The organism is Micromonospora sp. DT228 (assembly GCF_049841595.1).
Lineage (GTDB): Bacteria > Actinomycetota > Actinomycetes > Mycobacteriales > Micromonosporaceae > Micromonospora.
The window spans coordinates 1-10,776 of record NZ_JBNCKO010000040.1; the positions used below are offsets into that span (position 1 = coordinate 1).

The 10,776-nt window shown below is 71.5% G+C and carries 10 protein-coding genes and 1 pseudogene; 4 read left to right on the forward strand and 7 right to left on the reverse strand.

What is annotated here, in order from left to right; genetic code table 11:
- Positions 1-326 (forward strand): annotated as a pseudogene (locus tag ACLQ29_RS35170) (hypothetical protein); the annotation flags it as partial.
- A 162-nt stretch (positions 327-488) separates the two neighbouring features.
- Here ACLQ29_RS35170 and ACLQ29_RS35175 read toward each other — a convergent pair.
- From ACLQ29_RS35175 to ACLQ29_RS35190, 4 genes are all read right to left on the reverse strand, one after another.
- Positions 489-1,928: an MFS transporter gene (locus ACLQ29_RS35175; RefSeq protein WP_425775669.1), complete on the reverse strand. Its 1,440-nt coding sequence runs from the start codon at positions 1,926-1,928 to the stop codon at positions 489-491.
- Between the two features lie 85 nt (positions 1,929-2,013).
- Complete coding sequence (locus ACLQ29_RS35180) at positions 2,014-2,250, reverse strand: hypothetical protein (protein WP_393370505.1); 237 nt, start codon at positions 2,248-2,250, stop codon at positions 2,014-2,016.
- A 131-nt stretch (positions 2,251-2,381) separates the two neighbouring features.
- On the reverse strand, positions 2,382-3,887 hold the full coding sequence (locus tag ACLQ29_RS35185; RefSeq protein WP_425775670.1) for a DUF6297 family protein: 1,506 nt from the start codon (positions 3,885-3,887) through the stop codon (positions 2,382-2,384).
- Complete coding sequence (locus ACLQ29_RS35190) at positions 3,884-4,525, reverse strand: ABC transporter ATP-binding protein (protein ID WP_425775671.1); 642 nt, start codon at positions 4,523-4,525, stop codon at positions 3,884-3,886. Before ACLQ29_RS35190 ends, ACLQ29_RS35185 begins: the two co-directional genes overlap by 4 nt.
- Before the next feature lie 129 nt (positions 4,526-4,654).
- Between ACLQ29_RS35190 and ACLQ29_RS35195 the strand changes: the two genes are divergently transcribed.
- Positions 4,655-5,815 carry a geranylgeranyl reductase family protein gene (locus ACLQ29_RS35195; RefSeq protein WP_425775672.1) on the forward strand — a complete coding sequence of 387 codons (1,161 nt, stop codon included), beginning with the start codon at positions 4,655-4,657 and terminating at the stop codon, positions 5,813-5,815.
- A gap of 81 nt (positions 5,816-5,896) precedes the next feature.
- Complete coding sequence (locus ACLQ29_RS35200) at positions 5,897-6,067, forward strand: hypothetical protein (RefSeq protein ID WP_357559949.1); 171 nt, start codon at positions 5,897-5,899, stop codon at positions 6,065-6,067.
- A 58-nt stretch (positions 6,068-6,125) separates the two neighbouring features.
- On the opposite strand, the gene ACLQ29_RS35205 is transcribed toward ACLQ29_RS35200, so the two are convergent.
- Complete coding sequence (locus ACLQ29_RS35205) at positions 6,126-7,916, reverse strand: bifunctional metallophosphatase/5'-nucleotidase (protein ID WP_425775676.1); 1,791 nt, start codon at positions 7,914-7,916, stop codon at positions 6,126-6,128.
- A gap of 186 nt (positions 7,917-8,102) precedes the next feature.
- Between ACLQ29_RS35205 and ACLQ29_RS35210 the strand changes: the two genes are divergently transcribed.
- Positions 8,103-9,005, forward strand: coding sequence for an SDR family oxidoreductase (locus tag ACLQ29_RS35210; RefSeq protein ID WP_425775673.1), 903 nt, complete (start codon positions 8,103-8,105; stop codon positions 9,003-9,005).
- A gap of 51 nt (positions 9,006-9,056) precedes the next feature.
- Here ACLQ29_RS35210 and ACLQ29_RS35215 read toward each other — a convergent pair whose 3' ends face one another.
- The gene (locus ACLQ29_RS35215) at positions 9,057-9,716 is read right to left on the reverse strand and encodes a nucleotidyl transferase AbiEii/AbiGii toxin family protein (RefSeq protein ID WP_425775674.1); all 660 of its coding nucleotides are present in this window, start codon (positions 9,714-9,716) and stop codon (positions 9,057-9,059) included.
- Positions 9,713-10,054, reverse strand: a complete 342-nt coding sequence (locus ACLQ29_RS35220) for a hypothetical protein (RefSeq protein ID WP_425775675.1) — start codon at positions 10,052-10,054, stop codon at positions 9,713-9,715. Before ACLQ29_RS35220 ends, ACLQ29_RS35215 begins: the two co-directional genes overlap by 4 nt.
- Positions 10,055-10,776: the final 722 nt, after the last annotated feature.

A 10,776-nucleotide genomic window follows, 5' to 3' on the forward strand; every position in this document is an offset into this window, starting at 1 on the left:
CCGAGCGCGCCGCGGTCATCTCGATCGCGACGAGCCTGCAGGAGTCGAAGCTGGACAACCTGGGCCACCTCGGCGACATGAACGACCACGACTCGCTGGGCCTGTTCCAGCAGCGCCCGTCCAGTGGTTGGGGCAGCCCGGAGCAGATCACCAACCCGGAGTACTCCACCACCGCGTTCCTCAAGGGCCTCAAGCAGGTTGACGGTTGGCAGGACATGGCGCTGACCGACGCCGCGCAGACCGTCCAGGTCTCCGCCTACCCCGACGCCTACGCCCAGTGGGAGCAGCAGGCCACCGACCTCGTCGGCCAGCACTGGAACAGCTGACCACCGCACCACCGCACCCCGCACCACCGCACCGACCGCACCCCGCACCACCGCACCGACCGCTGACCGGCACCCGCACCCCGGGGTGCCGGTCGGCGGCGTTACCGGATTGGCCGGCCCTCGCACCGCGGGGTGCCGGCCAGCGGCGTACCCCTGGTGTTGTCAGGTTTTCTGATGGCGCGTGCGGAGGATGTCGATCAGCGCGCAGATCAGCGCGAGCGCGATGATGCCGGTGGCCAGCATGAGTGACCGTTCGAAGGATGTGGTCCAGTTGCCGCGGCTGTCGGCGAGCGATGAGAAGAACAGCGAGCCGACGGCGGCGATGCCGGCGGCGGCGCCGATCCGCTGACCGGTCTGGAGCATGCCCGCGCCACTACCGGCCTGCGCTACCGGGACGTCGGCGAGGGTGATCGTCTGGTTGGGTGCGATCACCAGCCCGCTGCCGATGCCGGCGACGAGCAGCGGTCCGGCGGTGACCCAGGGGGCCGGGGCGTCCGGGGCGAGGTGCAACGCGACAACCGTCGCGACCAGCCCGATCACGATGGTGAGTAGACCGATGGCGACAAGTGGTCGGCCGAGGCGGTTGACGATGCGGCCACCGAGGACGGCTGCGGCGGCCGAACCCAGGGCGAACGGGGTGATCGCCAGGCCCGCGACGAGCGCGCTGTAGCCGAGACCCATCTGCAGGAACAGCGTGAAGATGAAGAAGATCGCGGTGAAGCCGCCGAAGTAGACGAGCGCGATAAGCGACCCCAGGGTGTACGACCGGACGCTGAACAGTCGAAGGTCGAACAGTGGTTGGTGGTGGCGTGCGTACCGCCGTTCCCAGAGCCCGAAGACGACGAGCACCCCGAGACCGACCGGGATGAGCGCCCACTTCCAGGGGGTCCGCCACTGCTGCTCCTGCACGAGCGGGAGCAGGACGAGGACGACGCCGATGCCGAGCAGCAGGACACCGACGGGGTCGAGTTGGCGCCAGCCGGGTTGACCGGCGGGGCGGCCGGGCAGCAGACGCCAGCCGAGGATCACCGCGAGGATGCCGACCGGCACGTTGACGAAGAAGACCCACCGCCATCCGTGTTCCTCGCCGCCGACGGCGATGAGCAGTCCGCCGAGCAGCGGCCCGACCGCGGTGGAGATACCGATGGTGGCGCCGAGCAGCCCGAACGGGCGGGCCCGTTCCGGGCCTCGGAAGAGCTGCTGGATCAGCCCGATGACCTGCGGGTTGACGATGCCGGCGGCGGCACCCTGGAGCAGGCGGGCGAGGACCAGCCAGGTCGGGGAGGTGGCGAGGCCGGCAAGCGCACTGGTCAGGGTGAACAGGGCGATGCCGAAGACGAACGCGTTGCGCCGGCCGCGGGCGTCGCCGAAGCGACCGGCGGGCACCAGCGCCAGGCCGAAGGTGAGCGCGTACCCGGAGAGGATCCACTGGAGGTCGCTCGACGAGGCGTGCAGCGCCCGGTCGATGGACGGCACCGCGACGTTGACGATGCTGACGTCGAGCAACGTCATGAACGCGGCGACCAGTCCGACGCCGACGGCCTGCCAGCGTCGCCGGTTCGCGGCCGCGTCCACCGGCTGCGGCGGTTGCGCCGCGTTCATCGTGCCCCCCGTTGACCGTCGATCGCGCATCGTTGACCCCTACCCGGGTCAGCGGGGGGCGAATCGTCCCGGCTTGTTCCGCGGTTCACGCCATCTGGCGGGCGCAGAACCGGGGACCGAAGTCGAGACCCGCCATTGGCGAATCCTCGCGGTGCAGCAGGCCCTTCTCGGTGAGCAGGTGCAGGGGGGTGCCCACCTGTTCCCCGGTCAGCCCGGACTCCTCGGCGATCAGGTCCGGGTAGGGCACCTGTCCGCGTGCCTCAAGAGTGGTGACCGCCTGGTACACCCGTTGCTCGGCCTCCGACAGTTGCACCTGCTGCATGCTTCCTCCTTCGTCCGACCGCCGTCGTGCGGCGGTTGCCGTGCGCCGGTTACCCCCTGGCCGACCGAAGATGCACACCCGATCGGGCGGTGCTGATCAGGCGCGGCAGCGGCGTGCAGGCGTGGGGCGGCTCAGAGCCGCCACACCACAGTCACCGCTCTGGTCACGGTCGCCCGGGCGGAGCGACGGAGACGTCCACGGGCCCGGCGCGTCCCGGACGCGGTGAGGAACGTGGTCAGCACGACGACGGACAGGACCGCCTGGATGGCCACGGCGATACCGCCGAAGCCGTCGGCGGTGATCGCGGCCAGGGCCGGCAGGGTGCCGATCAACGCCACGTCGAACGCCTGGGTGACCCAGAGCAGCGGTCCGCTGGGCACCACTCCCTGGGGCGTGACGATCAGCGGGTAGTCGTGGCGGACGAACGATCGACGGCAGGAGCGCAGCGCACCCGCGGCGAGCGCGGGGCCCGCCGCCGCGCCGAGAGCAGCGCCCCACGCCGGGTCCGCACCCGTCTGCGAGGCCAGCGTCGCCGCGGAGCCGGCGCTCCAGAACACCGCGACGCCCACCGGTACGACGGCGCGCAGCCGCAGCAGCGCACCGTCGGTGCGGCCGAGCAGCCGGCCCAGTCCGGGGCGGTCGGTGTCGTAGCGGACATTGCCGGTGACCTGGGCCGTGGCGTACAGGCCGCAGGCGAGCCAGAGCGCGGCCCGGCTCGCGGGGGCCACGGTGATCAGGGCGGGGATGGCGGCGAAGGCCGCGATCAGGAGGATCCGCGACGGCATGCGGAGGAGGGTGATCACGTCGTGGGCCGGGATCGCCGAGGAGCCGGCGGGCAGCCGGAACCGTCCGCGCGGCGGGTGCCGTTTCCAGCGGCGGTCCTCGGCGACCCGGGACAGCAGGCCGGGATCTCCCGCCGTGACGCCGCCGGTCGCCGCGAGCACGGACGCGCCGGAGGCGTGCAGGGTGGTCAGCCGTACCGCGTCGAGCCGCCGCGTGGCCAGGAACGTCGCGACTGCGGCGGTCAGCACGGCGATCACCGTGACCGGAACGGCAGGGGGACGCCCGGCCGGGGCGATGCCGAGCAGGCCCACCGTGACCGCGGCGACGCCGCAGACCGTCGCCGAGATCCGCAGCACCCGGGCTGGATCAGGGGCCGAGGTCTGCACCAGCACCGCCGTGGCGGCCGTCGCCACGCCGAGGGCGAACGCCGGGACGACGACCGTCGGCCGGGCCGCGACGACGGCCAGCGGCACCCCGCCGACGAGGCCGGCGCCGAGCACCGCGACGAGGCGGGGACGCAGCATCTCGGCGCGCCGCAGCGGGCTGGTGGCGAGCCAGCTCAGCGCCGCGGCGGAGGTTCCGAGGGGCCCCGCCAGCGCCGCGCCCGCGAGGAGCGCCCCGACGCTGCCCAGCGCCACGGCCAGCACGGTGGCCGTGCTCGCCGGCCCGGCCCGGTCGGTGTCCAGCAGATAGCCGTGTACCGCCGTACCGATCATGACGAGCAGGAAGACGAGCGCCAGCGCGACCGTGTAGAGCCCGTCGGCGCTCCACTGCTCCCGGGCCTGGCGCACCTGGCGGGCCCGCAGCCACCGGCGGACCGTACGCGCGGAGACCGGGGCCGGCCCGACACTCACCGCGGGTGCCGAGGGTGTTCGGGCCCGGTGACCTCGACGATGCGGCACGTCTCGGCGAGGTCGGGGTCGTGCGTGGCGATCAGCGCCGCGCCGTCGCGGTCGAGATAGGCCCGCACGAGGTCGATCACGGTCTGCCGACCTGCCGCGTCCAGGTGTCGTTCCGGCTCGTCGAGCAGGAGTACCCGGCTGGGCCGCGCGAAGGCCATGGCCAGCGTCAGGCGCTGCCGCTGACCCGAGGAGAGCCGCACGGGGGAGTCGTCGGCGACGGTAGCCAGGGCGAGCAGGTCCAGCATCTCGGCCGGATCCCACCAGGCGCCGGTATCCGGAGGGTTGAGCAGCCGTACCAGATCAACGTGCTCGCGAACCGTGAGCGACGGATACCAGGCGACGTCGTCGAGCATCGCCACCACCGCGCGGCGGAACCCCGCGTCCCGCTCGTCCACCGGGAGACCGGCCACCGTCACGGTGCCCGCGCGCGGGGCGTGCAGACCGGCCACGCACCGCAGCAGGGTGGACTTTCCCGCGCCGTTGGGCCCGCGCAGGGCCACCGCCTCCCGGGGCCGGACGTCGAGCGCGAAGTCGGTCACCACGAGGTGGTCGCCGTAGCCCAGGGTGAGCCTGTCGATGCTGATGGCCACGTACGGCTCCCCGTCCGGTTGGCTGTCGGTCAGGCGTTGGGCCGCAGGCGCGGACCGACCGAGGATAGCCGTGCGGGATCACCCCCTCGGTGAACGAGTGCGCGGTTCGCCATCCCCTAGGCTGCTTTCGTGATCGTTTGGGACCTCGTTGTCGTCGGCGCCGGCCCCGCTGGCCTGTCCGCGGCCTACGCCGCTGCCCGCGCGGGCGTGTCCACACTTGTCGTCGAGCGGGCCGCGCACCCGCGGTACAAGACCTGCGGCGGTGGCCTGATCGGCACCTCCCTGGCGGCGGTCCACGGTCGGATCGAGGTGCCCGCGCACGACCGGGTGGACCGGGTGACGTTCACCCGCGACGGCCGCCGGGAGTTCACCCGCCGTCACGACAGTCCGGTGGTGACGATGGTGCGCCGCGAGGAGTTCGACGACCGGCTGCGCGCGGCGGCGGTCGCCGCCGGCGCGCAGGTGCGGGAGCGGGTCGCCGTCCGGGCGATCGAGCAGGACCCCGAGGGGGTACGCCTGCGGCTGGCCGACGGTACGACGATCGCGGCCCGTGCGGTGATCGGGGCGGATGGTTCCTCGGGGGTGAGCGCCCGGCACGTCGGGGTGCGGTACCGGCAGGTGGACCTGGGTCTGGAGCTGGAGATTCCGGTGCCGCCGGCGGAGCAGGAGCGGTGGCGGGGGCGGCTGCTGCTGGACTGGGGGGCGATGCCGGGCTCGTACGCCTGGGTCTTTCCGAAGAACGACACACTGACTGTCGGTGTGATCGCCGGTCGGGGCGCGGGGGAGGGGACCCGGGACTACCTGCGGCGGTTCGTCGACCGGTTGGGGCTGACCGGGTTGCCGGCGCAGCACGACTCCGGTCACCTGACCCGGTGCCGCGAGGAGGATTCGCCGTTGCGGAACGGTCGGGTGCTTGTCGTGGGCGATGCGGCGGGGCTGCTGGAGCCGTGGAGCCGGGAGGGCATCAGCTTCGCGTTGCGCTCGGGTGAGTTGGCCGGCGCGGCGGTCGCCGGCGGAGATCTGGCCGGGTACGAGCGGGCGGTCGCCGAGCGTCTGGTGCCGGAGATGCGGGCCGGGTTCCGGCTGCTTGACGTGTTCACCAGGCGTCCGGGGGTGTTCCACGCCCTGTTGGCGACCCCGCCGGGGTGGCGGATGTTCGTCCAGTTCTGCCAGGGTCGGGCGAGCTTCGCCGAGATGCTGCGACGGTGGCCGATCCGGGCGGCGCTCGCGGTGCTCGACCGGCTGCCCGACCGGCGTCGACGGTCCTCCACTGCTCACCCAGGATCCTAGGATGCTCTACGCGGTGTGACGGTGACCTGGTGTCGAGCACCCCGCACACCGGACAATGACGGAGAGCAACAGGAGGTGCCGATGACCGAGCAGCCGTTCACCGATGACGAGTACGCGTTCCTGCGGCACGCGCGCTTCGGGGAGTTGCCGCCCGCGGTCCGCCCCGACGAGCGGGTCGCCCTGACCGAGACCGACCCCGGGCGAGATCAGCCGGAGCCCGAGGACCCGGTCCGCTGGAACGTGCAGGGCTGAGAAGACACGAACGGGCCGCGGGTGTCGCCACCCACGGCCCGCTCGCGATTCGCTGTGGTCAGAACAGCGGCACGCCCTCGCGTACGAGCCGCCAGTTGGGCTGGAAGAAATCGGCCGGGTCGATCGTCCCCCTGGCCTGCGCCCAGTCGATGAGCAGCTGCCGGATCTCCTGCTGCGCGTTGTAGACCTGGGTCTTCACGATGCCGGGGAAGTTGCCGCCGCCGCTGCGCCGATAGTTGTTCACCGCCACCACGAACTGCGCGTTGTCGGCCACCGGAGTGTCGGTGCCGGTCAGCACCAGTCGGGTGATCCGCTGCCCGACCGGCTTGGAGATGTCGATGTCGTAGTCGAGGCCGGAGAAGACGTCGTAGTTGTAGTCCGGCACCGCCGGGTCGCTGATCTGCTCCGGGTCGACGGGCGCGCCCGGCGCGAGGGTCCGGAAGAACTTCGCCGAGTACTCCAGGTACGCGCGCACCTCGGCGCCGCTGAGCACGACCGCCTCGAGGGTGTTGTCGTAGACGTACAGGCCGGCCACGTCGCGGATCTTGACGTCACCGGCGGGGAAGACCGCGGTACGACTGAACGGCGCCGCGATCGACAGCACCGGCAGGTCCGCGTACGTGGTGCCGGCCAGGGCCGCGCCGACCACCTCGGTCTGCACGTGGTTGATGAAGTCCAGGATCGGTGTGTCCTTGTACCGCGACTCCGCGGCCGACAACTCGACTGTGGACTGGGCGACCACCTGGTTGACGTACGCGATGGTCTTCTGGTGTTGGGCCCGCACGGCGGCGAGCACCTTCGGGTCCTCGGCCACCGTGTTGGTGTTCAGCATGGTGGCAGCCTTCTTGGTGATCGTCCAACGGCCACGCTCCCGGGCGAGGGTGAAGTCCATCCGGGTGAGCCGCTGGCCCCACTTCGACGGCTCGGAGAGCAGCACCTGCGCGCCGGTCCGCTCGTTGGTGACGAACCGCTCGACCACCTCGTTGTGCGCGTGACCGAAGAGGATCGCGTCGATCCCGGGCACCTGCTGGGCGATCAACGCCACCGGGTTCTCGTTCGGCAGCTCCGGGCCGTAGCTCGAGGTGCCGCTGTCACCGCCGTGCGCGGAGATCAGCACGAGGTCCGCGCCGCGCGCCCGCATGATCGGCACCCACTTCGCGGCGGTCGCGACCATGTCGTCGAAGCGCAGCTTGCCCTCGACGTTGCCCTTGTCCCAGATGGCCACGCCGGGGTTGGTCAGCCCGAGGATGCCGACCCGCAGCGTCGGCGCGGCGAAACCGAGGGAGACCTTCTTGATGACGTACGGCAGGAAGGCCGGCTTGCCGGTCTTCGCGTTCACCGCGTTGGCGGCGAGCGCCGGGAAGCCGAGCTGACGGATCCACAGGTCCAGCAACGGCAGACCGTAGTTGAACTCGTGGTTGCCAAGCGTCACCGCGTCGTAGTCGATGACGTTCATGGCCCGGGCCATCGGGTGCTTCTCCCCGGTGGCGGTGATCGGCTCCTGCTTGGCGTAGTACGTGGCCAGCGGCGTGCCCTGGATCGTGTCACCGGCGTCCAGCACCAGGGTCGCCTTGCCGCGCCGCTCCCGACGGATCTGGTTGATCAGGGTCGCCAGCTTCGCGACGCCGATGTCGTTCTGCTTGCTGTCGTCGTACTCGGCGTCGCGGTAGTAGTCCCAGTTGTAGACGTTGCCGTGGGTGTCCGACGTGCCGAGGAGGGTGAGGTCCCAGGTGCGCGGCCGGGGCCTGCCGGCCGCCTGCGCGGGCGCGGCGGCGATCAGCGGGGCGGCCGTCGCCGCCGCGGCGGCGACGAGCACCTGGCGGCGCGACGGGCCGGAGGAGAAGGTCATGACGTGCCTTTCCATGGGGGTGGACGCGCCTCGTGAGCGCCTTGCGCACCATAACCAGCGGCCGTCACCCCCGCCACGCCAGCCCCGAGGGTTACTGCGGTTTCCGCAGGTGGGCGCGGGGTAGGGCGATCCGGGACGATATTCGCGGGAAAGCCCCGCTTCCCGCGCGCAGTGAGGAGTTATCACGTGAGCGAGGACCAGCACACCCAGCAGGACCCGACCAGCCAGTACGGCCAGCAGTCCGGTCAGCCCGCACAGCAGCAGTCACCGCCCGGGTCGACCGCTGACATGTTCCCGAAGCCCGACCACGGGGAGGAGTCGTACCGGGGCAGCGGCAAGCTCGACGGCAAGCGGGCGCTGATCACCGGCGGGGACTCGGGGATCGGCCGGGCCATCGCGATCGCGTACGCGCGGGAGGGCGCCGACGTGCTCATCTCGTACCTGAGCGAGGAGGAGGACGCGGACGCCCGGGAGACCATCCGGCTGGTCGAGGAGGCCGGCCGGCGAGGCGTCGCGGTACGCGGCGACATCACCGATGAGGCGCACTGCCAGGAGTTGGTCGACCGGGCGGTCCGCGACCTGGGCGGCATCGACATCCTGGTCAACAATGCGGCGTACCAGATGTCGCAGGACAAGGGGATCCTCGGCATCAGCACCGAGCAGTTCGACCGGGTGTTCAAGACCAACCTGTACGCGATGTTCTGGCTCTGCAAGGCCGCCATCCCGCACCTGGCCGAGGGGTCGGCGATCATCAACACGGCGTCGATCCAGGCGTTCGACCCGTCGCCGCAGCTGCTCGACTACGCCACCACCAAGGCGGGGATCGCCAACTTCACCAAGGCCCTCGCCGCCGACCTGGCCGAGCAGGGCATCCGGGTCAACGCGGTCGCACCCGGCCCGGTCTGGACTCCACTGATTCCGGCCACGATGCCGGAGGAGAAGGTGAAGCAGTTCGGCACCGACACTCCGGAGGGGCGTCCCGGCCAGCCGGCCGAGCTTGCCCCCGCGTACGTCTTCTTCGCCTCGCAGGAGTCCAGCTACGTCACCGGCGAGATCCTGGGGGTCACGGGCGGTCGACCGACCAAGTGATCTGCCACCGGGGCGGGCACCGCTCGGCTGCCCGCCCCGACGGCGGTCGCGTCAGCGCGGCCACGCGGCGAAGCGCCTGCGGACCTGGGCGACGTCGGCCGCGTTCAGGCCGTAACGGCCGAAACGCTGCTCGGACAACCCGTCCAGGTAGCGGCCGGCGGCCCGCACGTCCGCCGGATCCAGCGCGGGATCGACCTGCCGGGCCAGCACCAACAGTTCGGTCACGTCGTAGTGCTCCAGCGCCGCCGCCACGTCGATGAAGTCCCGGACCTCCCGCCTGTTGACAAGTGCCGCGATCTTGTTGGCCACCAGGTCACGGACGTCCATGACCGGGCCGAGGTCCATCACCACCGGGCTCTGCTGACGGTCCAAGCGGGCGAGACTGAGCCGGATCTGCCGGCCGTCCCGGCTCACCACGAAGTCCTTCATGTCCTGGCCGTACCCGTCGAACAGCTCGGCCAGCTCACTGTCCGGGTCCGCGTCGGTGACGGTGAAGCCGGCGCGTTCCAACGCCACCCGCACCCCGGCGGACGCCGCCGCCGCAGCGCCCTCCACGTCCGCGAAGAGATCGACGTCCTCCGTCGGGCGGGCGACCAAGCCGTGCGCCGCCCAGGCCACCCCACCCCCCAACACGAACCGGTACGGCCCGGCGGCGGTCAGCGCCACCCGGGCCACCTCCCGGTAGAACTCGTGCAGGTGCGGCGCGATCACGCCGCGCGCAGGCCGCGGTGCCGGCTCTCCCACGCCTGCCGTACGCCCCGCGGCAGGTTGAGCAGTCGCCACACCCGGCGCAGGATCCGCCCGTTGATCAGCGCCCGCAGGTCGTCGGCACGGGTGGTCTCGCGGAGCACGTTCTCGTACATCCAGAGCAGTTGGTCGGGGTCGCCGAGGTCGAAAGTACGCTCGGCGTTCCACATCAACCGGACCGGCAGTTCGACGACACCCCGGGTCGGGCCGCCCAGCTCGGCGAGTGTTCTCGCCACCACGGCGGGGCGACCGGGACGCGCCAGGAAGGCCACGCCGGTCGGGGTGGGGGAGACGGCCTGCATGGTGTCAGGGTAACGCCCGGCAGACCCGGTGTCGCTCAGGTCGATCCGAGCGCCCTGCTCCAGGCGCGCCGGCCTGGCCGTCATCACTCCGAAGGTTGTCCGTTTTCCGCCGAGCTGGCGCGCGTAGCCCGTCGTGATCGACTCGGGTTTGGTGAAGTCGGGGTGTCCGGGAGTGCGGGATGCCCCGACTTTCGTGAACTCGAGTGGATCACGCGGGTGACGGTGGGTTGGGATCGCACGCGCCGTGGGTGGTTTGTCCGGTGCTGGGTGGTGCTGGGGTGTGGCCGGGCGCACTCGTGGGCCGGAATCATGGCGCGACCGGGGTCGTTACATACCCTGACGATCGCAGGACCACCGACCCGCCGCCCGACCGTTGAGGGCTGGTCGCTCAGGTTGGAATGCCAGCCTCCATCCGGTCGTTACAGTCCCCACGAACGGCCGCAGGCACCGCCATGACGAGGGTGCCGCGGGATGGGCCACCCCCGGAATGACCCTGGCCCCCCGGTCGTTACACATGGACCCGGCGCCACGAGCCCCCCGCTTGCAGGTCGCCGACCCCGACGCCGACAGGGTGTCACCCCCCAGACTTCTTCTCTGTTTGTGCAGCGCCGGACGAGGTGCTCACACCCGTGCCGCCGACCCCCCGTTGTGGTGGCTGGGTGTTCCTACCCCCGAAGGAGCTACCCCCATGAACACGATCATGCGTAAGAGCGTGCTGTCCG